This window comes from Candidatus Krumholzibacteriota bacterium (assembly GCA_016931295.1).
Taxonomy (GTDB): domain Bacteria; phylum Krumholzibacteriota; class Krumholzibacteriia; order Krumholzibacteriales; family Krumholzibacteriaceae; genus JAFGEZ01.
Window position 1 is genome coordinate 23,661 of record JAFGEZ010000019.1, and the last position, 22,007, is coordinate 45,667.

Sequence of the window (22,007 nt, forward strand, 5' to 3'; positions counted from 1 at the left end):
TCGAGACGGTCGTCGGCCGCCGCGGAACCGCCGTGCGGCGCGGCGGCGTATCCATTGCAACCGACAGAGGTGGAAATCGATGTCTGACAGGACCCTGCGTCGGCTGCTCGCCGCGGCCGTGTTCTTCGCCAGCCTCCTCGCCTACGTGGCGACGATGCCGCCGACGACCTCCTTCTGGGACTCGGGGGAGTTCATCGCGACCTCCTACATCCTCGGCATCCCCCATTCCCCCGGCACGCCCCTCTACGTCCTCGTCGGACGTGTCTTCTCGATGCTGCCGATCGGCATGTCGGTCGCGGAGCGGGTGAATTTCCTCTCGGTCGTCTTCGGCGCCCTCGGCGTGTTGCTCACCTACCTGATATCGGCGTCCGCCCTGCGTTTCATGTTCGGCCGCCCGGTCGACAAACTCACCCGGTTCATCCATCTCGCCGCGCCGGCGGTCGGCGCGTTCTACCTCGCCTTCAGCGACACCTACTGGCGGGACTCGACCGAGGCGGAGGTCTATTCCCTCTCCGCCTTCGTCATGGGGCTCTGCACGCTGCTCGCCCTCCGGTGGCTGGCCAATCCCTCCGGGGCCGTCGACGAGGAGCGGCGGCGCGCCCTCGTCGAGGAGAAGGGGGAGCAGGAGGCCGCCCGGACCGTCGAGCGACTGAACCGCCAGGGGGCCTCGCACGCGCGCAACCTCGTTCTTCTCATCGTCTATCTCCTCTCGATGGGGATCGGGTTCCACCTCGGGACGATCCTCGTCTACGGCGGCGTCTTCCTCGCCCTTCTCGCCGTCCGGGAGAAGACCTTTTCGAACTTCGAGCTGCTCGTCTTCACCTTCGGGATGGCCGTCGTCGTCGCCGACATGACGATGCACAAGCAGAGCAACCTGACCGTCATCGGGCTGGTGATCTTCGCCGTCCTCGTCGTGTGGAGCGTGATGCGCGGCGGACGCTTCGCCCTCTGGGCCTCGCTCCTCTTCGCCCTCGGGATCTCGGTGCACCTTTTCCTCTACATCCGCTCCGGGCTCAACCCGGCGATCGACGAGGTCGATCCCGAGACGTGGCGCGCCCTGTACGCCCACCTCCGGCGGGAGCAGTACCCGCCGATGAACATTCTCAACAGGAAGGCGTCGCTTTTCTTCCAGCTGGGGCATTTCTGGGGGTACTACAAGCAGCAGTTCCGCATGTTCAACGATCTCTTCATCGGCCCCTTCAACCTCGCCATGGCCGCCGTCATGATCCCCACCTTCCTCGGTCTCTACGGGGTCTGGGAGGGGTTCCGGCGCGAGAAGAAGAGCTGGATCGTCATCTTCTCCTCGCTGCTCCTCAACTCGCTCGGTCTGATCCTCTTCCTGAACTTCTCGGACCACGAGGTCCGCGAGCGCGACTATTTCTACGGCGGGGGCTTCTACTTCTTCACGATGTTCATCGGCATCGGGACGGGCTCGTTCCTGATGCTCCTGCGTTCGCAGGCGCGCGAGGCGGCGCGCGACGCGTTCCGGTCGGTCGTGCCGCTCGGCGCCGTGCTGCTCGTCTTCTCGATGCTCCCGGCGCACGCCCAGTGGCACGAGCACGACCGCTCGGACAACTACATCGCGCGCGACTACGCCTACAACATGCTCGCCGCGCTCGAGCCCGACGCGATCATCTTCACGAACGGCGACAACGACACCTTCCCCCTCTGGTACATCCAGACGGTCGAGAAATTCCGCGAGGACGTCCGCGTGGCGAACCTCAGCCTGCTCAACACCAACTGGTACATAGAGCAGCTCCGCGACGAGTATCCGAAGGTGCCCATATCCCTCTCCGACCCCGAGATCGAGCGGCTCCGTCCGATCGCGCTCCGCTCGGGGGGCGTGGCCTGGAAGCGAGACCTCGCCGTGCAGCACATCATCCAGGAGAACAACTGGAAGCAGCCGGTCTATTTCGCCGTCACCGTCCCGCAGGAGGTCTGGAAGCCCTACGCCGACTACCTCGAGATGCAGGGGATGGTGCGACGGCTCGTGCCCTACAAGAAGGAATTCAACAACAACTATTTCCTCATGGCCCGGAATTTCCGGGACATCTACTCGTTCCGCGGCGTTCTCGACGGGGAGATGAAGGCAGACGATTCGATGTACAAGGACGCCGACACGAGGGGGATGTTCATCAACTTCGCCGTCGCGGCCTTCCAGCTCGGGCAGGGCAACTATCTCGACGGGAACTACGAGGAAGCGGTCCGCTGGACGGAGCTCTCCCTGGAGTTCTCCCCGGGATTCGAGTTCTCCGAGCAGTATCTCGGGCTCTACCTGATGAACGCCGGCCGCAACGAGGAGGCCCTCGCCCATTACGAGAAGCTCGTCCGGGAGAAACCGGGCGTCGGAAAGCACTGGCTGATGCTCTCCTCGGTCTACGAGCGGACGGGAGACATGCCGAGGGCCCTCGCCGTGCTCCTCGAGGGAACGAAGGCCGTGCCGAACGAGCGCACGCTCTTCGAGTACGGCTTCCGTCTCGCCGCGATGCTCGGACAGCGCGACATCGCCGTCGACGTGGTGAAGCGCTGGGTCGAGTCGCACCCGGCCGACAAGCAGTTCGCCGATCTCTACCGGGACATCGACCGCGTCCTCGAACAGGAGTACGGGTTCGGGCGCGCCGCCGATTCGATCGACGGGGGGACCCAGTGAGCCGGACAGCGGTGGTCACGGGCGCCGCGGGATTCATCGGCTCCCATCTCAGCGAGCGCCTGCTCTCCGAGGGATGGACTGTCCGGGGGATCGACTCCTTCACCGACTACTACAGTCCCGCCCGCAAACGGCTGCAGATCGAGACCGCCCGCCGCGCCCGGGGTTTCACGCTCGTCGAGGCGGATCTGAACGACTGCGATCTCGACCGGCTCCTCGACGGCGCCGACGTCGTCTTCCATCTCGCCGCACAGGCGGGCGTCCGCCGGAGCTGGGGACGGGAGTTCCACCTCTACGTCGACGCGAACATCCGCGCGACGCAGCGCCTGCTCGAGGCGCTCAGGACGCGCCCCGCGCGGCTCGTCTTCTCGAGTTCGAGCTCGGTCTACGGCGAGACGACCGAGCTGCCGATGCGCGAGGGACACCGGTTGCGCCCCGTCTCCCCCTACGGGGCGACGAAGCTCGCCGGCGAGCATCTCTGCGAGCTCTACCGGGCCAATTTCGGGCTCTCCTACGCGGCGCTCCGCTATTTCACCGTCTACGGACCGCGGCAGCGCCCCGACATGGCCTTCAGCACCTTCATCACCGCCGCCCTCGACGGGCGGCCCATCGAGGTCTACGGCGACGGCAGGCAGACGCGCGATTTCACCTACGTCGACGACGCGGTCGAGGCGAATCTCCTCGCCGCCGGCTACGGCGGGGCGGAGCGGATCTTCAACATCGGCGGCGGCAGCCGCGTCTCGATCCTCGACGTCCTCGACCGTATCGCGTCGCTGACCGGCACCGCTTTGGACATCCGCTTCCTCGACCGCGCGAAGGGGGACGTCATCGACACGTGGGCCGACACCTCGCTGGCGCGGGTCGAGCTGGGATTCAGTCCGCGGGTCGGTTTCGAGGCGGGGCTGGCCAGGGAGACCGCCTGGTACGAAAAGCGTCGCGGCGGGCGTGAGGAAGGGAGCGAGGCATGATCGCGGACCGGACCCATTTCGTGTCGATGGTGATTCCCCTCCTGAACGAGGAGGAGAGCCTCGAGGAGCTCTACCGGAAACTCACCGCGATGCTCGAGTCGGCGGCGGCCGGGCACGAGATGCTCTTCATCGACGACGGCTCGACCGACCGCTCGCTCGACATCCTCCGGATGCTGCGCGCGAAGGACCGCCGCGTCAAGATCGTCTCCTTCGGCAGGAACTACGGCAAATCGGCGGCGCTCGCGGAGGGATTCAAGGCCGCCCGCGGAGACGTCGTCGTCACGATCGACGCCGACCTGCAGGACGATCCCGACGAGATCCCCGGCCTCGTCGCCATGCTCGACGACGGCTGGGATCTCGTGTCGGGCTGGAAGGAAAACCGCAAGGATCCGATCTCGAAGACGCTGCCCTCCCGGGTCTGGAACACGATGGTTTCCCTGGTGAGCGGCATCAAGCTCCACGATTTCAACTGCGGGCTGAAGGCCTACCGCGGGGAGGTCGTCAAGCGGGTCCGCGTCTACGGCGACCTGCACCGCTTCATCCCCGTGCTCGCCGGCTGGGAGGGCTTCCGGGTGACCGAGAAGCCGGTCAGCCACTCGGCCCGCCGCTTCGGCAGGAGCAAGTACGGCGCGAGCCGCTTCCTGAACGGGATCTTCGACATGATGACCGTCTGGTTCATCACGCGGCGCTCCTCCTCGCCGCTGCACTTCTTCGGGCGGGTCGCCGCGGTCTTCTTCGCGGCCGGAGGGCTCGTCACCCTGTACTTCTTCGCCGTCTGGCTGGCGGGGAGGGGACTGCGCGTGCGGCCCCTGATGGTCGGCGGACTCGTGATGATCGTCATCGCCGTCCAGATCGCCTCCTTCGGGCTTCTCGCCGAGCTCTTCACCTGGCGGGCGGAGAAGACCTTCGCGATCCGCGAGTACGAGGTCGATGACTGATACGGACGACAACGGCCGGCGCGCGCGGTTCTGCCTCGTGGGGCCCGCCTATCCCTACCGGGGCGGGATCTCGCACTACAACACCTGTCTCGCCGGCGAGCTCGCCCGCGGCCACGACGTGCTCCTCGTCAACTACCGGCGCCTCTATCCCGAACTCTTCTTCCCCGGCAGGACGCAGCTCGACGAGACTGACAGCGCGCTGCGCTTCCCGTCGGAGCGGCTGATCGACTCGATCAATCCCCTCACGTGGATCCGGGCCGGCTGGCGGATCGCGAACTGGCGTCCCGACGCGACGATCGTGCAGTGGTGGCATCCCTGCTTCGCGCCCGCGCTGGGCAAGATCGGCGCGATCCTCCGCATTGCGCGCCGCGGCAAGGTGATCTTCGTCTGCCACAACGTCGTGCCGCACGAGCGGTCGGTGGTCGACCGCCTTCTCTCGCGTCTCGCCTTCTCCTTCGCGCACGCATTCGTCGTCCAGTCGGAGGAGGATCGACGGAATCTCGAACGGATCCGGCCGGGAGCGCCAATCGAGGTCCGCCCGCACCCGATCTACGATTTCTTCGTCGGCGGGGCAAGGAGCCGCCAGGATGCGCGCGCGGCGATCGAGGAGGCCGCGGACGGCCCGCTCCTCCTCTTCTTCGGGTACGTCCGCCCCTACAAGGGGCTCAAATACCTCCTCGAGGCGATGCCGGCGATCCGCGCGTCCACCGGCGCCCGGCTCCTCGTCGTCGGCGAGTTCTACGAGGACCCCGCGCCCTACCGGCAGATCGTCGCCGACCGCGAACTCGAGGGGGTCGTGCGTTTCGTCGACCGGTACGTCCAGAACGAGGAGGTCGCCGATTTCTTCACGGCGGCCGATCTCGTGGTGCTGCCGTACGTCTCGGCCACGCAGAGCGGTATCGCGCAGATCTCGCTCGCCTTCGAGCGCCCCGTCGTCGTCACCCGCGTGGGCGGGCTTCCCGAGGTGGTCGCCGAGGGGAAGACGGGTTTCGTCGTCGATCCGGGCGATCCGGCGGCAATCGCGGGGGCGGTGGAGACCTTTTTCCGCGGGGGATGGGGCGAGCGGATGCGCGGGCATTTCGCCCGGGAAAAGGAGCGCTTCTCGTGGCGGGCGATGGCGGCGGCGATCGAGCGTCTCGCGTCGGTCGGCACGGGGGAGGGGGACGGGTGACGGCGGCCTCGATCGACTGCGTCGTGCTCAACTGGAACGGGGCGGCCGTCATCGGGCCCTGCCTCGAGTCGTTGAGGCGCGTCGAGCGTCCGGCGATGCGGGTCACCGTGGTGGACAACGACAGCGGCGACGGGTCCGACCGGATCGTCGCCGAGCGATTTCCCGAGGTCGCGCTCGTCCGCAACGACCGCAACCTCCTCTTCGCCGAGGGGAACAACGTCGGCGTGAGGCGCGTCCTCGACGAGGGCGCGCGGTACATCCTCCTCCTCAACAACGACACCGAGGTGGATCCCGGTTTCGCCGCCGAACTCCTCGACGCCCTCGAGAACGTTCCCGGGGCGGGGATCGCCGGGCCGAAGATCCTCTACCACGACGATCCCGGCCGCGTGTGGTACGGCGGGGGCGGCTTCACGCCCCTGCTCTGGACGCCCCGGCACGAGGAGATCAGGCGCCCCGACGATGCGGGGGGGGCGCCCCGCGAGACGGGGTGGGTGAGCGGCTGCGCGATGCTCGTCAGGCGGGAGGTCTTCGAGCGGATCGGTCTTCTCGACCCCTCCTACACGATCTACTGCGAGGACGTCGATTTCTGTCTCCGCGCGCGGCAAGCCGGTTTCTCCTGCGCGTACGCGCCGGACGCGCGCGTCCTGCACAAGGTCTCCTCGAGCAGCGGGGGCGGGATGACTCCCTTCAAGCTCGAGCACCGGCTCCGATCGACGGCGCGGCTCCACCGGCGCTTCCGCGGGCGGGCGTGGCGGCTCCTCGTCGCGCCGATCCACGGGGCTGCGTTTCTCCTGCTCGTCGCGGGGCTTCTCGCGGCCGGACGCGGCCGGCTCGCCGCGGCCGCCCTCCGCGGCGCGGCGGGGGCGCTGCGGGGACGATAGGCGCCGTTTTGCCGGTTTACCCGGAACGGCGGAACATGCTAGACTCGTGAGAAGCGGACACTTGGGAGGTGAATCGATGAACGACCGCGCGGACACACGGCCGGAGCCGATCGACGCGCTGGAATCGGCCGCGCCGTGGAAACGCGGACTCGTCGTCGTGGCGCTGCTCTGCGCCGTCCTCGTCGCGCTCATGCCGGAGGCGGCGCTGCAGAACAGGATCTTCCTCGTTCCCGACGCGACGGCGTGGGAGAGTTTCGCGACGGTCGGGCGCGGGAGCCTCGCCGCCGGGGAATACCCCCTCTGGAATCCCTACATCTTCTGCGGGATGCCGAGTTTCCCGAGCCAGATGTACACGCCGTACGTCTATCCCGTCTCCTTCGTCACCCACCTGCTGCACGCGTACGCCGGCTTCCCCGAGCTGGGATGGCTGCTCGTGCACTACCTCCTCGCCGGCGCCGGGATGTACCTGCTCTGCCGCTCGCTCGGGATGCGGTGGGGGCCGGCGGCGCTCGCCGGCGTCCTCTTCATGATCCTGCCGAATTACGTGGCCGTCGGCGCGCACGGGCACGGGTCGCAGGCGTCGGCGATCGCCTGGATGCCCTTCGCCGCGCTCCTCGCCCTGCGGCTCTTCCGCGGCGGAAGCCGCGTGTCGACGACGTCGCTCCTGGCCCTCGTCCTCGGGATCCAGATGATGCGCGGGCACATCCAGATCTCCTACTACACCTTCCTCGTCGTCGGGACGATCTTCCTCTGGGAGACCGTCGCGGTTCTGCGCGCGGGCGACCGGCGGGCCGCCGCGGCGAACGCCGCCGCGTTGGCGGCGGCCGTCGTCGGCGCTCTCGGGGTCTCGGCCGTCCTCGTGCTGCCGGTGCGCGAGTACGCCGAGTACTCGATCCGCGGGGGGAGCGGCGGGCTGGATTACGGCTACGCAACCGGCTGGAGCCTGCACCCGAAGGAGATGATCACCTTCGTTTTCCCGTGGGCCTTCGGCTACGGGAAGGCGACCTATCTCGGGGCGATGCCCTTCACCGACTACCCGAACTATCTCGGCGTCGTCGCGGCCCTCTGGGCGGCGATCGGCGCGGTCCTCGTCCGGCGCCGCTGGAAATGGCTCCTCGTCGCCCTCGCGCTGCTCTCGACGCTGGTGAGCTTCGGCAGCCATTTCCCGATCCTCTACGACCCGATGTTCCGGTGGCTTCCCTTCTTCAACAAGTTCCGCGTTCCGGTGATGATCATCGTCGTCCAGCAGCTCGCCCTCACGGCGCTGGCGGCCGGGGGGATCGACGCGTATCTCGACCGGCTCGCGGCGGGAGACCTGCCGCGCTGGCTTCGTCCCGACCGGCTCAGGTGGGCCGCGCTCGCGGCCGTCGTCCTCTTCGTCCTCGCCGTCGCCGGCGGCGAGGGACTGCGCGCCGGCTTCGAAAGCCGGGCGGCGGCGAGCGGGCGGGTGCAGGGGGGATGGGGCGCCCTCGGGGGCGAACGGTTCGCGGCCGACGCGGTCCGCACGGCCTTCTTTTTCCTCCTCGCCGTCGCGCTCATCCTCGCCGCCTCCGCGCGGCGTCTCTCCGCCGGCCGCTTCCTCGCCGCGACGGCGCTCGTCGCCGCGGCCGATCTCTTCGTCGCGGACCGGCCGATCCTCCATCCCGAGTCGACGTGGGAGCGGGACGAGTACCGGATCGTGCGGCCGGTCGAGGATCGGGAGGCGTTCAAGAAACCGGACGAGGCGATCGCTTTCCTGCAGAAGGACCCGTCGCTCTTCCGGATCTTCCCCGTTCCCTACGCGCAGCGCGGGCAGTGGTCGCACAACGTGCGCCCGTTCAGCGAGAACCGCTACATGGTCTCCCGGATCGCCTCGCTCGGGGGCTACCACGCGGCCAAGCTCCAGGGCTACCAGGACGTGATGGACGGGATGTTCGCCTCCTTCAACGCGGGGGGATTCCCCGCGCCGCTCCTCGATCTCCTCGGGGCGAAGTACCTGCTCTCCTTTTTCCCGATCTTCCGCGAGAACGAGGTCTTCCCGCTCGTGTGGCAGGACGGCGGGCAGTACATCTACGAGAACACGCGCGTTCTGCCGCGGGTCTTCGTCGCGGGGGAGGCGCGGGTGCTTCCGCGCGAGCGGATCCTCGAGACCCTCGTCGACGCGAACTTCGATCCTGCCCGCACCGTTCTTCTCGAGACGGCCCCCGACCCGGCGCCGGACATATCAGAGAACGCGCGGGCCGACATCGTCTCCTGGGACCTGAACGAGATCCTGATCGAGGCGCACCTCGAGCGCCCCGGCGTGCTCGTGCTCTCCGAGATCGCCTATCCCGACTGGCGGGCGACGGTCGACGGGGAGGAGCGCGAGGTGCTGACCGCCGACTATTGCCTCCGCGCCCTGGCGCTCGAGGCGGGAGACCACCGGATACGATTCGCGTACCGGTCGCGAACGCTCGAGCGGTCGCTCGTCGTCTCGATCGCGTTCGTCTTCCTGTGTCTCGCCGTCCCCGCCGCCTGCCTGGTCGCGCGGAGAAAGGAGTAGCCAGCGTGGAGAGCCTGGTCGTCATCCCGACCTACAACGAGAAGGAGAACATCGAGCGGATCGTCGAGATGGTCCTCGCCGTCGACGGGGGGATCGACGTGCTCGTCGTCGATGACAACTCCCCCGACGGAACGGGCGACATCGTCGACCGCATGGCCGCCGGAAACAACCGGGTCCACGTCATCCACCGCGAGGGAAAGCTCGGTCTCGGCTCCGCGTACATCCGGGGATTCACCTGGGCCCTCGAGGAGACGGACGCGCGGTACGTCTTCGAGATGGACGCGGACTTCTCGCACGATCCGGGCGCCATCCCCGATTTCCTCGACGCGATCCGAAACAACGATCTCGTCATCGGCTCCCGCTACCTCCGCGGGATCACCGTCGTCAACTGGCCACTGCGGCGGCTGTTCCTGAGCTGCGGGGCGAACGTCTACACCCGTATCATCACGGGACTCCCCCTGAAGGACGCCACGGGAGGCTTCAAGTGCTTCCGGCGCGAGGTGCTCCGGCAGCTGCCTCTCGAGACGATCCGCAGCGACGGGTACTCCTTCCAGATAGAGATGAACTTCTTCTGCTGGAAGAAGAACTTCCGCATCAAGGAGATCCCCATCATCTTCACCGACCGCCGCGTGGGGGTGTCGAAGATGTCGAAGAAGATCATCTGGGAGGCGGCCTTCATGGTCTGGCGCCTCCGTTTCATGAACCCGCGGCGCTGGCGGGCCGCCGCCGGGACGTAATCAGACATGGACGTCTCCATCATCGTCGTCACGCACAACAGCGTCGAGCCGGTGGCCCGCTGCCTGGACTCCCTCGCGCGCCACGCCCCCGCGTGCGCGCACGAGACGATCGTCATCGACAACGCGAGCCGCGACGGCACGCCGGAGATGATCCGCGACCGTTTCCCCGGCGTCAGGCTCGCCGCGAACAGGGAGAACGTCGGCTACGCGCGCGGCGTCAACCAGGGGATCCGGATGTCGACCGGCCGCGCGATCCTCGTCCTCAACCCGGACATCGAGCTCCGCGACGACGCGGTCGGCCATCTGCTGGCGTCCCTCGACGCCCGACCGCGGGCCGGGATCGTCGCCTCGCGGCTCGTCTATCCAAACGGACGGCTGCAGCATTCCTGCCGCGCCTTCTACACGGCGAAAGCGATCATCCTCCGCCGCACCTTCCTCGGACGTCTCTTCCCGCGGGCGAAGGCGCTTCGGGCGCACCTCATGACCGACTGGGACCACGAGACGCCCCGGCAGGTCGACTGGGTCATCGGCGCCTGCATGATGGCGAGGCGCGAGGCGATCGAGCAGGTGGGGATGATGGACGAGCGGTTCTTCCTCTACTTCGAGGACATCGACTGGTGCTACCGGATGCAGCATCTCGGCTGGGAGGTGTGGTACGAGCCCGCCTCGACGATGGTGCACAGCTACGAGCGGTCGAGCGCGTCGATGCTGCGCAAGCCCTTCCTTTTGCACGTGCTCAGCCTGCTCCGCTACGTCGAGAAGTGGAACCGGCTGTCCTGGTTCTTCCGCCGTCACCGCGAGACGCTCAAGACGGCCGTCTTCGTGTGCGCGGACCTCGTCGCCATCAACGCCGCCTTCTTCGCCGCCTACTATCTCCGTCTCGCCCTCCAGGCACGTTTCGTCTACGGGCTCTATCCGCTCGACTGGTACCGCGTCTTCATCCTCTTCTCCAGTCTCGTCTTCGTCGGCACCTTCGCCTTCTCGGGACTCTATCGCGTGCAGCGCGGCACCCACTGGACCGAGGAGTCGATACGCGTCGCGCGCGCGGTCTTCCTCGTGTTCACGATCCTTCTCGCCGCCACCTATCTCGGCCGCATCCGGATCTACTCGCGCGCCGTCCTCCTCAGCCAGGCGGTCTTCTCGATTATCCTCGTCGCCTTCTTCCGCCGGATCGTGCGGATCGTCCATCGCCAGCTCGTCAGGACGAGCTTCGACCTCAAGCGCGTCCTCCTCGTCGGCTCCGCAAAAGAGGCGGCGGCCGCGCGGCGCCTCTTCACGGCCGACCGCGACACGGGGATCGACGTCGTCGGGGCCGTGACGGGTGAGGAGGGATCGCTCTGCGCGATCGGGGATCTCTCGGCGGCGATCGAGCTCCACAAGATCCAGGAGATCGTCGTTTTGCCCTCGCGCCACGAGCGGGAGCTGCTCGTTTCCGTGCTCCTGCACCGGGGCAAGAGCGTCCCGGTCCGCATCGCGTCGCCGCTGGCCGGTTTGATCGGGCAGACGGCGCGCGTCGACGAGATCGGCGGGCTCTCCCTCTTCTCGGTCGGGGGGGGCGGCGGGGGAGCGATGCGGCGACTGTCCGCCCGCTGCCTCGACGTCGCGGCAGCGGCGATCCTCCTCGTCGTCTCCTGTGCCGCGTGGACGGCGGCAGCGATCGCCGGGCGCGCGCCCCGACGGCGGCGGGAGACGCGATTCGGTTCAAACAAACGGGCGATCCGGTGGCCGCGGGCGCTCCGCGCGGACGGCCGGGACGCCTCCGACTTGCTCAATCCGACGCTTTTCGTGTATCTTCTGACCGGGCGGCTGGCCCTCGCCGGGCCGCCGGCCGTGTTCGACACGAGGGATCTTCCCCCGGACCCGCCCGCCGCGAGACCGGGGATCGCCGGACGCTGGCGGTACGCGGGGGCGCCGGACGCGCGCACCGCGATCGAGGACGAACTGCTCGCCATGCGCAACCGGCGTTTCACCGGAGACCTCGTCACGATCGCCCGCTCGCTCCGGGTGATGGCCGCGGGGCGATATCCCGACTGGTTCACGCAGGAGGTCGAACGGTGAAACGCACACTGACGGTGCTTCTGGCGCTCTTACTCGCCGCGCCGCTCATCGCGGCCCCCGGGGAATGGCATATCCACCTCGACGCGAGCGTAGCCTACCGGCTCCAGGTGACCGGGGACACGCTCTGGTGCTGCACGAACGGGGGCATCCTCCTCTTCGACCTCCGCGACTCGACCTTCACCCAGATCGCCGACGGGCTTTCCTTCGTGTCGACCGACGTCTCCTCGGTCGCGCCTGCCGCCGACGGGACGCTCTGGGCGGGATTCTACGGCGGCGGCGTCGTCCGCATCGACGATCCGTCGGCCCCCGATCCCACGGCGAAGCGCTACGGCCCGAGCGACGGTCTCCTCGCCGACAGCGTCACCGCGATGACGGCGATCGGCGACGAGATCTACTACGGGTCGACGAACGGCGTGGCCAAGTTCTTCGACAATTTCCATTCCCGCGAGCCCGGGCTCACCGATGCGCTCGAGGGGGTCCGCGTCAACGACCTGCTCGCGATCGGCGGCGACACGCTCTGGGTGGCGACGGAGGCGGGGGTCGTTTGCTTCAACCGGGCCACGCTCTCCCTGGCCAGCTTCGATATCGGGCGCGTCAACGCCCTCTGCGTGTTCGAGGGACGGCTCCACGCGGCGGGCGCGGGCGGCGTGCTGCAATTCGCGGACAACGTCTGGACGCCCTATGCCGACGTCTTCAACGGCCACGAACCGCTGGCGATCTCCGCCGGCGGCGGCGAGTTCGTCGCCGTCACCGACGAGGGGGCGTGGCGGTGGAACGGGTACGTCTTCGCCGCGATCGACATCGGCGGGATGAAGACGCTCCACCACGAGCTGTACCGGATGGGCTGGAACGACATCCTCCGCGCCGTCGCCGTCGACGGCAACGGGACGCCGTGGGTGGGCGGCGAGTTCACGCTGCTTTTGCGCGGCGTCTACGTGAGCGGCCGGGTCGACGGCGCATGGATCAACCGGGCGCCGAGTCTGCCCCCGCACAACGCCGCGGCGCAGCGCGGGCTCGCCGCCGTTTCCGGCGGAGGCGTCTGGTTGAGCACGGAGAAGAACGGCGTGGGCTACCGCGATCCCTCGGGGGCGTGGAACAACTACACCCTGATGCGCCCCGACGATCCGGGCAACGACGATCTCCCGTCCTACCGATTCAACAACCTCGCCGTCCTCCACGACTCGCGGGGGCGCCTCTGGCTGAACGCCCTCGATTACGACCTCGACCTGCTCGATGCGGGGGATCCCCTCGTGAAAACCGACGACGAATGGGCGCATTTCGCGCTCGAGAGCGGGACGATCACCTCGAACCGCTTCGTCGCGGCCGCCGAGGACCCGGCGGGGAATTGCTGGTTCCTCTCCGACGCGGTCCTCTTCGAATCGGGCGTGTGGGGGATCAACATCGTCCGTTTCGACACGACCGGCTGGCTCTCCGTCGATCCGATCGTCGAGAGCCGCATGGAGAGCGGATCGGTCTTCGGTTGCGTCTTCGACGGCGACGACCGCGTCTACCTCGCCCTGCGCGACTACGGGATCCAGCTCTGGATCACGCAGGGATTCGACTGGTCCGAGCTCACCGATCTGACAGACGACGTCTGGCTGACCATCGCCGGGCCGGAGGACCTGACGAGCACCGATCTCACCTCGATCGAAATGACGCCCGACGGGACGCTCTGGGCGGGGACGGCCGGCGGGCTCGTCCGCTACCGTTCCCTCGTGATCGAGGAGATCGGCGCGAAGAGCTATTCCGGCGACACGGGGCTCCTCGGCTCCGACGTGCGCGATCTCGCCGTCGACCGCTTCGGTGCCCTCTGGGTGGGGACGAACGGCGGGATCGACCGGATCGGCCCGGACGGCCTGATCACCCCGTACACGTCGATCGCGAAGTGGCAGCGGGATCTCTCCGACATCTATCCGACGTCGGCCGTCTCGCCCCTTCCCTCGGCGAACGTCCGCGCCCTCGCCTACGACGAGACGACCGATCTCCTCTGGATCGGGACCGACCGGGGACTCGCCTCGCTCGACGTCACGCCGGCCGGGGCGGAGACGCTGCCCTTCTCGTCGATGATCCTCTATCCGAACCCGATACACGTGGGGCGCGGGGACGAGGCGGTCAGGATCGGGCGCGTGACCGGCGAGGTCGACATCCGGGTCTACACGCTCGAGGGCGAGCTCGTCCACGAGGCGACGGGGATCGTCGACGGCGACGTGGCATGGGATCTGCTCACGTTGAACGGGTTCAGTGCCCGTTCGGGGATCTACCTCGTGCGGGTGACGGACAAAACCGGACGGAACGAGGTCAGGAAGGTCGCGCTGATCAGATGAGATGCGAGGAGACCAGAAGAATCCTCGTCGTCGGGGCGGGCGAGGCGGGGCGCATGGCCGCCGCCGAGATCCGCGCCCACGACGAGCTCGATGCGGTCGTCGCAGGATTCCTCGACGACGATCCCGCCCTCGCCGGCCGGACGGTCGGGAACGCGCCGGTCCTCGGAACGACCGCCGACCTCGAGCGCGTCATCGGCGAAGACGAAATCGACGAGATACTCATCGCCGTGCCGACCGCGCCGGGCCGTTTCGTCCGGGAGATGGTGAAGCGCTGCCGGCGCGCGGGCCGTCCCTTCAAGATCGTCCCCGGTCTCATGGAGATCATCCGCGGAACCGTCAAGATCGAGCAGATCCGCGAGGTCGAGGTCGAGGACCTGCTCGGGCGCGAGACGGTCGAGCTCGACATGGCAGCCGTCCACGAGGCGCTGGAGGGCAGGACCGTCCTCGTCACGGGGGCCGGCGGGTCGATCGGTTCGGAGCTCTGTCGCCGGCTCGCCGAGGCGAAACCCGGCGCCCTCGTCCTGCTCGGACGCGGCGAGAACCGGATCTTCCGGATCGAGGACGAGCTGCGCGCCGCCTACCCGGCCCTTCCGGTCAGGGCGGTGATCAACGATCTCCGCGACGCCGGCGCCGTGGATGCGCTCGTCGGGGAGATCGCCCCGCGGGCGATCTACCACGCCGCCGCGCACAAGCATGTCCACTACATGGAGCGCGATCCCGCCGAGGCCGTCGTCAACAACGTCGCGGCGAGCCGCAATCTCGTCCTCGCGGCCGAGCGGCGCGGCGTCGAACGGCTCGTCTTCATCTCCACCGACAAGGCCGCCGATCCGCGCGGCGTGATGGGTGCGACCAAGCGGGTGATGGAGCTCTACCTCCGCTCGCGTCCCCCCGGAGGGTGCCGGTTCATCACCGTTCGGTTCGGCAACGTCATCGGCTCCGACGGGAGCGTCGTGCCCCTCTTCCTCCGCCAGATCAGGCGCGGGGGACCGGTGACGGTGAGCCATCCCGAGGCGACCAGGTTCTTCATGACGGTGCGCGAGGCGGCCCTCCTCGTGCTCCGCGCCTCGGTGATCGGCCGCGGGGGGGAGACCTTCATCCTCGACATGGGCGAGGCGCTCAACATCCTCGAGATCGCGCGCGACATCATTTTGCTGAGCGGGCACGAGCCGGAGACGGAGATCCCCGTCGAGATCACCGGGCTGCGCGAGGGCGAGAAGCTCCACGAGGTCCTCGTCACGGCCGACGAGGAACTCGTTCCGGTGGGGGAGGAAAAGATCCTGCTCGCCCGGCCGACGGCCGCGCTGCCGGCGCGGATCGAGGAGGAGGTGGACGCGCTCGTCGAGGCGGCCCTGCGGCGCGACGGGGCGGCCGTCGTCGACGGTCTCGCGCGCCTGCTTCCCGGGTTCGATCCGCCGCCCGGCCCCTTCCCGGGGGCGACGGCCACGTGAAAATCAGGGCCGAACGGCATACGCCGCGGGCGGAGCTCCTCGAGCTCGCCGGGCGCTGCCCCGGCGCGACCTTCTTCCACACGCCCGCCTGGGCCGAGTCGCTCGCCGCCGCCTGGCCCCGCTTCCGGCCGCGATGGCTGACCGCCCGCGAAAACGGCCGGCTTCTCGCCTTCCTTCCCTACGTCGACATCGCCCGCGGCCCCTTCCACTCGCTGCAGGCGATGCCCTTCGGCACCTACGGAGATCCGGTCGGCGACGAGGCGGCGTGCGGCGCACTCCTCGATCGGTTCTTCCGCGCCGCAGCCGGGTTCAACTGCCTCGATGCGGTCGTTTCGTTCGTCGATCCGTTTCGGGGCGGCGACCGCCCGCGCGTCGCCGGCGCCGTGACGCGCGAGTGCAGCGTCGTCGATCTCGACGGCGGAATCGCGGACTACCTCGCCCGTCTGAGCGGCAAGAAGCGCCAGCTCCGCAACCGCGCGCTCCGTGAGGGGATCGTCGCGCGGCCGCTGGAGACCGTGGAGGAGGTGGCGGCCTTCCACCGGATCTACGCCCGCTGCTCGCGCGGGTGGGGGGGCGTCCATCCCTACCCCGAGCGTCTCTTCGTCGAGCTCTTCCGCCGGCGGGACGAGGGCGTCGTCTTCTGGGGAGGGTTCCTCGCGAACCGGCTGCTCGGGGGAAACATCGACTTCTACTTCGGGCGGACGGCGCAGGCGTGGCAGGCCGGGCACACCGCGGAGGCGCACGAGCACGACATCGCGACCGTTCTCGTCGTGCGGGCCGTCGAGGAGGCGTACCGGCGCGGCGCCCGGATCTTCAACCTCGGCTCGAGCCTCGGGGACGAGGGGCTCCTCTTCTTCAAGCGGTCGCTCGGCGCCCGCGAGTGCGACTACACGGTGCTCGCCAGGAGAAAGCGATGGTGGACATGGATCAGGCCGAGAGGGCCGGCGGGCACTCGCGCATCGCGCTGAACACGCTCTCCCTCGCCGCCAGCGGCGCCGCCGGGCTCGTCTTCACCGTCCTGCAGCTTTCCCTTTTGAGCCGGTTTCTCGACGGGGAGCGGTTCGGGCTCTTCGTCGCGCTCAGGGGCTTCTCGCTCCTCCTCGCCACGATCGCCCTCGCGGGACTGCCGCAGGTGCTGGTCCGGTTCCTGCCGAGCCTGCGGGCGCGGGGCGAACGAAGCCGCGCGACGATCCTCTTCGCGGCGGCGTCGGCAGTCGTTCTTCTCCTCGGGACGGCGATCCTCCTGTCGCGCGGTCTCTGGCGCCCGGTTCTGCCGGCGGGGGCCCGGATGATGATCGCCGGCGACGCACTGCTCTTCTGGGCCGTGGCCGCCGCGATCACCCTGTCCCTGAAGCTCCTCCTCTACGGCGCCTTCGGCGGGCTGCGCGAGATGCGCATGCAGATGCTCTTCGAGCCGGTCTTCCTTCTCGTCTTCACGCTCTACGTCGTATTCCGCCGGGACGGCCTCGAGGTGACCGGGCTCTTTCGCGCCCTCGCCGCCCTGAACGGGATCGTCTTCCTCGCCGGCCTGCCCGTCTACCGCTCGCTCGTCCGGCGTCACTTTCTCGGGAGGGGGGAGACGGCCGCGGGCTCCGAGCTGCCGCGGTTCCTTCCCTACTGGGGCGGATCGGTGCTCCTCTCGTTCGTCGCCCTCGCTTTCACCGACGTCGACCGTTTCGTCATGTCCACGATGCTGCCCGTCTCGGCCGTCTCGCTCTTCCACGTGGCCTCGCGCGTGCACAACGTTCTCAAGCGGTTTCTCGGCCTCCCCGTCGTCGCGGCCAGCCCCGAGATCACCCGCCTCTACGAGGAGGGGCGCGTCGGCGAGATCCCGGCGAAGATCCGCGTCTTCACGCACGGGACGGTTGTCGCCTCGCTCTTCGCGGCGGCGGGCGCGGCCGTCGCCGGACGCCACCTGATCGGCCTTCTCTCCGGCCAGGCCTACGGCGGCGCCTACCGGATCCTCCTCATCCTGCTGCCGACGATTCCACTCTCCGCCGCCACCGCCCCGCTCGTGGCAGCCATGCGTTCGCTCCACGCCATGCGGGGTGCCGTGCTCTGCGACTTCCTCTGGATGGCCGCCTATTTCGGCGCGTTCGTTCCCCTCGTCCAGACCGCCGGCATCGCCGGGATGGCGCTCGCGCAGGGGGCGGCCTGCGTCGTCCAGCTCGTCGCGGCGATCCTCCTCGCCCGCAGGGAGGGGCTCTGGGGGGGCGTGGGAAGGGGAACGGGCCGGCTCGCCGGCGTCCTGCTCGTCGCCGCGACGGCGGGGGCGTACCTGACCCGGGCGCTCGGGCCCGCGTCGACGATCGTCTTCCTGCTCGTTTTCCCTTTCGCCGCGAGGGCGCTCATCGCTACACTGGGGGTCTTCGAGGCAAAGGAGACGGCGGTCTTCCTCTCGATCCTGCCGCAGGGGCGGGGGCAACGGCTCCTCTCCTGGCTGCTCAACGCGGAGAAGGCGCGATGACGGAGCGATCGATCCTCATGCTCGTGAATTTCTTCCCGCCCGCGGGGGGCGGGGGCGTGCACCGCCCGCTCTCCTTCGTCCGGCATCTTTCCCGCTCGAACTGGCGTGTCACCGTCGTCACGCCCGAGCCGGGGGAGTTCTGGATCTCCGACCCCGCCCTCGCCCGCGCCATCCCCGACGGGGTCCGCGTCGTCCGCACCCGCTCCGCCTCCGGCGCCCGCCTGCTTTGCCGCGGCCGGGCGGCGAACTCGCGCCGTTCCTCCTCGGGCTTCGGCGTCCTGCGGCGTCTCGGCGAATTCCTCGTTCTGCCGGACACCTACCGGGGATGGGTCCCCTTCGCCCGGCGCGCCGCCGCGGAGCTCTGCCGGGCGGAGCGCTTCGACCGCCTCTACTCGACGAGCCCGCCCGATTCGACGCACCTCGCCGCGGCCGCGATCGCGCGCCGATTCCGCATCCCGTGGGTCGCCGATTTCCGTGACCCGTGGATCGGGCTCCACCTGCGCCGGCCGCCGACGGCCCTGCACGCGGCAATCCACCGGTCGATGGAAAGACGCGCCGCCGGGGCTGACCGCGTCCTCGTCACCACCGACTGGCAGCTCGAGGATCTCGAGCGGCGGTATCCGGGCGCGCAGGTCGTCAAGATACCGAACGGCTACGAGGAGGAGGATTTCGCCGGTTTCCGGCCCGATCGTCCAGCGGGGCCATTCACGATCTCGCATTTCGGCATGCTGACGCTCGGCCGCTCGACGAGACCCTTCCTCGCCGGGCTCGCGCGGCTCTTCGAACGGTCGCCGGAACTCGGCAAACGGATCGCCGCCGCCTTCATCGGACCGCGCGAGACGGCGAACGAGGCATGGGTCGGGCGGTTCGGCCTCGGCGATGCCGTCCGCTTCGAGGACACCCTTTCGCACGAGGCCTGCGTGCGGCGGGAGGCCGAGAGCCACGCGCTGCTCCTCGTCAAGCACGACGATCCGCGATACCGGGGGCTCGTTCCCGGCAAGCTCTTCGAGTACATCGGCGCGCGCCGCCCGATCCTCGCCCTCGTCCCCGAGGGGGAGGCGGCGGCGATCGTCCGGCGCCTCCGGCGGGGCGAGGTCGCCCCGCTCGACTCGGCCGGGGCGATCGCGGACGCGATCGAGCGGCTCTACCGTCGGCACGAGGCGGGGACGCTCGAGCGGGACTACGATCTCGGACCGGCGCCCGGATTGTCGAGACGGGCGGCGGCCGAACGCCTCGCCGATCTCCTCGGGCGGATGGGAGAAACGCGATGAGCCGGCGGGAACTCGGCGTTCTTTTCGTCTGCGCGCTCCTCTTCGCGTCGATGGTCGCCTCGCTCGGCGGCGTCCTCGTCGACGACACGTACATCCATCTCGTCTACGCCCGCAACCTCGCCGAGGCGGGGGAGCTCTCCTTCAACCGCGGGGAGCCCTCCTACGGCGCGACGAGCCCGCTCTGGGTCGCTCTTCTCGCCATCGCGCACGCGGCGGGAGGGAATGACCTCCTCTGGTGCCGCGTTCTGTCGATCGTCTTCGGCCTCCTCTCGGTGGGTCTCGTCTGGTCGACCGTCCGGCGTCTCTCGAACGTTCCGGCCGCCGCGGCCGCCGCGGCCGCCGTCGTCGCCGCCGACGCCTGGCTCGTGCGCTGGTCGGCCGTGGGGATGGAGACCTCCTTCGCCGTCTTCATGACGCTGCTCTTCCTCCGGGGCTCGATCGACCTGCTCTGCACCAACCGGCAAAGCATGCTCCTCGGTTTCATCCTGTTCCTCGCCGTCCTGGCGCGCCCCGAGACGATACTCCTCGCGCCGCTGGCCGTCGTCGCGTTCGCCTTCGAGCGCGGCCCGCGCGGCCCGCGCTGGCTCTGGCTCGCCGTCTTCGCGGTCCTCTACGGCGCCTGGCTCATCCTCATCCGCGCGCACACCGGCACCTTCCTGCCCCTGACGGCGGGGGCCAAGCAGGGGCGCCCCGTTGTTTCCGCGGCCCTGTTCGGCCGGATGCTCGTTCCCGTGAAGATACTCGGCGCGACGGGGGCGATCGCCTGGCTCGTTTTCTTCGCCGCGGCCGCCGCCGGCATACGCCGCGGCCGGTCGATCGACGCCCTCTTCTTGCCGGCGGGAAAGAGGGGACGAGGAGCCGTCGTGCTCATGCTCTTCTGGGTCGTCGCCCTCCCGGCCGTCTACGTGCTCTTCGATTTCCATATCCTCTCGCGCTACCTGCTGCCCGTGGCGCCCGTCGTCGCCATTCTCGCCGCGACCGGCGCGTCGCGGCTCTTCGCCGGCATCCCCGCTTCCACTGCACGCCTGGTGGGGGGGGCGCTCGTCCTGGCGGCCGTGGCCCAGGGGATCGTCTTCCACGTTGCCGTCGTCGCCGGCCCGACGCGCGCCTTCTCGCGCGGGCTCGAGGAGACGATCGCCGGCGCGGGGCGGTGGCTCGCCGCGAACAGTCCGCCCGGTGCGGTCGTCGCCGCGCCGGACATCGGGGCGGTCGGCTGGTACTCGGGCCGCTACATCCTCGACCTCGGCGGTCTCGTTTCCCCGGAGATCAACCGGATGCGGCGGCGGATCGACGTCGAGCGGATCGTGGAGGAGGGGCTGTACCTCGATCTCGGCTGCGACTATCTCCTCGATCGCCACGAGACGCCGGCGCGCTTCGAGAATCGAACGATCCGCGGCGTGCGTTTCGTTTCCGTCTTCCGGGGCGAGGTGTCCAATCTCGGGATCCGCAAGCCGGAACCGGTCGTCTACGTCCTCTACCGCCTCGAGAGGGGGGGAGGATGAGCCCGCCCCGTCCCGTGATCCCCGGCGACATACCCGACGAGCGGATGCCGAGCCTGCTGCGCAACTGGTTTCTCGGCTCGAAGGCGAAGCGCTGGCTTTCCACCCGGCGCTATCTCGAGGTGACCGGGCTGGCCGGAGACGGACCGGGTCGGGCCCTCGACGTCGGCTGCGGCTGGGGCTACGCCCTCTTCCTGCTCGAGCGCAGGGGCTGGCGGCCCGTGGGCATCGACATCGTGCAGGATGACTTCTTCGCCGCGCGGGCGATCGCCGCGGCCAACGGGGGAAAGGCGCGCATCGCCGGCGCCGACGTGAGCGCGCTGCCCTTCCGCCCGGGCAGCTTCGACGTCGTGACGACCGTCGAGACGATCGAGCACATCTACGAGCCCGACCGCCGGCGCGCCGTCCGGGAGATGCGCGCGGTCCTCTCGCCGGGCGGGCGGCTGGTCTGCTCGACGCCCAACTACCACAGTCTCGTCGAGGCCGGCAAACGGCTCCTCGTCCGCTTTCCGCGCCTCAAGCGGCTCTGCCCCCCGATGTGCTACCCGGCGGGGGTTGTTTCGCGGAGCGCGTACCACCCCTACTCCTACCACCGCCCAGTTCCCGCCGGCCAGCTCGTCGGCCTCCTCGAGGAGGAGGGATTCGAGGTGGCTACGGTCAAGCGGATCATCTTCGTCTGGAAGAACGTCCCCGACGCGCTGTTTCCCCTCTGCCGACTCGCCGAGGCGCTCCTCGAGCGCCTACCGCTCATTCGCTGTCTCGCATCCACCCTCGTCGTCGCCGCCGTGAAACGCTGATCATCCCGCCACCGCGCGTGTCGGATGGTGGGAAATGGGGGTATGCGCGGATTTTTGAACGCGCGCAGTGCACCTGATTCCGTTATCTATTTATTGACAACACATTAGTCGAATAAAAAAATGCGCCTCGCCGCCCTTTTTGGGCTTGACAGGTGGGAGAAGGTGTCTTAAAGTGGGGCGCAAGTGTTTCGAAATGTCTTGGACGAGGATGTTTCGGACGCGCCGGACGCACTGCGAGCCGGCATTCACGAGGGATCAACTCCGGGAGAGAAGAGGACCG

At 68.9% G+C, this 22,007-nt stretch carries 15 protein-coding genes; all 15 read left to right on the plus strand.

From position 1 onward, the window contains the following. Window positions 1–79 precede the first annotated feature (79 nt). The 15 genes from JW876_05490 (at window position 80) to JW876_05560 (ending at window position 21,727) form a co-directional block, all read left to right on the plus strand. Complete coding sequence (locus tag JW876_05490) at window positions 80–2,650, plus strand: DUF2723 domain-containing protein (protein MBN1884957.1); 2,571 nt, start codon at window positions 80–82, stop codon at window positions 2,648–2,650. After that, a complete protein-coding gene (locus tag JW876_05495) occupies window positions 2,647–3,615 on the plus strand; it encodes an NAD-dependent epimerase/dehydratase family protein (GenBank protein MBN1884958.1) in 969 nt (322 codons plus the stop codon). The genes JW876_05490 and JW876_05495 overlap by 4 nt, the downstream gene beginning before the upstream one ends. Further along, window positions 3,612–4,553, plus strand: a complete 942-nt coding sequence (locus JW876_05500; GenBank protein ID MBN1884959.1) for a glycosyltransferase family 2 protein — start codon at window positions 3,612–3,614, stop codon at window positions 4,551–4,553. The genes JW876_05495 and JW876_05500 overlap by 4 nt, the downstream gene beginning before the upstream one ends. Beyond that, complete coding sequence (locus JW876_05505; protein MBN1884960.1) at window positions 4,546–5,724, plus strand: glycosyltransferase; 1,179 nt, start codon at window positions 4,546–4,548, stop codon at window positions 5,722–5,724. Before JW876_05500 ends, JW876_05505 begins: the two co-directional genes overlap by 8 nt. Next, complete coding sequence (locus JW876_05510) at window positions 5,721–6,605, plus strand: glycosyltransferase family 2 protein (GenBank protein ID MBN1884961.1); 885 nt, start codon at window positions 5,721–5,723, stop codon at window positions 6,603–6,605. Before JW876_05505 ends, JW876_05510 begins: the two co-directional genes overlap by 4 nt. Before the next feature lie 76 nt (window positions 6,606–6,681). Continuing rightward, a complete protein-coding gene (locus JW876_05515) occupies window positions 6,682–9,126 on the plus strand; it encodes a hypothetical protein (protein ID MBN1884962.1) in 2,445 nt (814 codons plus the stop codon). 5 nt (window positions 9,127–9,131) lie between these two features. Further along, on the plus strand, window positions 9,132–9,863 hold the full coding sequence (locus tag JW876_05520) for a polyprenol monophosphomannose synthase (GenBank protein ID MBN1884963.1): 732 nt from the start codon (window positions 9,132–9,134) through the stop codon (window positions 9,861–9,863). A gap of 6 nt (window positions 9,864–9,869) precedes the next feature. After that, window positions 9,870–11,921, plus strand: coding sequence for a glycosyltransferase (locus tag JW876_05525; GenBank protein MBN1884964.1), 2,052 nt, complete (start codon window positions 9,870–9,872; stop codon window positions 11,919–11,921). Next, the gene (locus JW876_05530) at window positions 11,918–14,245 is read left to right on the plus strand and encodes a T9SS type A sorting domain-containing protein (GenBank protein MBN1884965.1); all 2,328 of its coding nucleotides are present in this window, start codon (window positions 11,918–11,920) and stop codon (window positions 14,243–14,245) included. Before JW876_05525 ends, JW876_05530 begins: the two co-directional genes overlap by 4 nt. Further along, a complete protein-coding gene (locus JW876_05535; GenBank protein ID MBN1884966.1) occupies window positions 14,242–15,693 on the plus strand; it encodes a polysaccharide biosynthesis protein in 1,452 nt (483 codons plus the stop codon). Before JW876_05530 ends, JW876_05535 begins: the two co-directional genes overlap by 4 nt. Then, on the plus strand, window positions 15,690–16,661 hold the full coding sequence (locus JW876_05540) for a GNAT family N-acetyltransferase (GenBank protein MBN1884967.1): 972 nt from the start codon (window positions 15,690–15,692) through the stop codon (window positions 16,659–16,661). The genes JW876_05535 and JW876_05540 overlap by 4 nt, the downstream gene beginning before the upstream one ends. Next, a complete protein-coding gene (locus JW876_05545; GenBank protein ID MBN1884968.1) occupies window positions 16,607–18,160 on the plus strand; it encodes an oligosaccharide flippase family protein in 1,554 nt (517 codons plus the stop codon). Before JW876_05540 ends, JW876_05545 begins: the two co-directional genes overlap by 55 nt. Next, window positions 18,157–19,431: a glycosyltransferase gene (locus JW876_05550; protein MBN1884969.1), complete on the plus strand. Its 1,275-nt coding sequence runs from the start codon at window positions 18,157–18,159 to the stop codon at window positions 19,429–19,431. Before JW876_05545 ends, JW876_05550 begins: the two co-directional genes overlap by 4 nt. Beyond that, window positions 19,428–20,933, plus strand: coding sequence for a glycosyltransferase family 39 protein (locus JW876_05555; GenBank protein MBN1884970.1), 1,506 nt, complete (start codon window positions 19,428–19,430; stop codon window positions 20,931–20,933). Before JW876_05550 ends, JW876_05555 begins: the two co-directional genes overlap by 4 nt. Continuing rightward, on the plus strand, window positions 20,930–21,727 hold the full coding sequence (locus JW876_05560; protein MBN1884971.1) for a class I SAM-dependent methyltransferase: 798 nt from the start codon (window positions 20,930–20,932) through the stop codon (window positions 21,725–21,727). Before JW876_05555 ends, JW876_05560 begins: the two co-directional genes overlap by 4 nt. The last annotated feature ends 280 nt before the right edge of the window (window positions 21,728–22,007 follow it).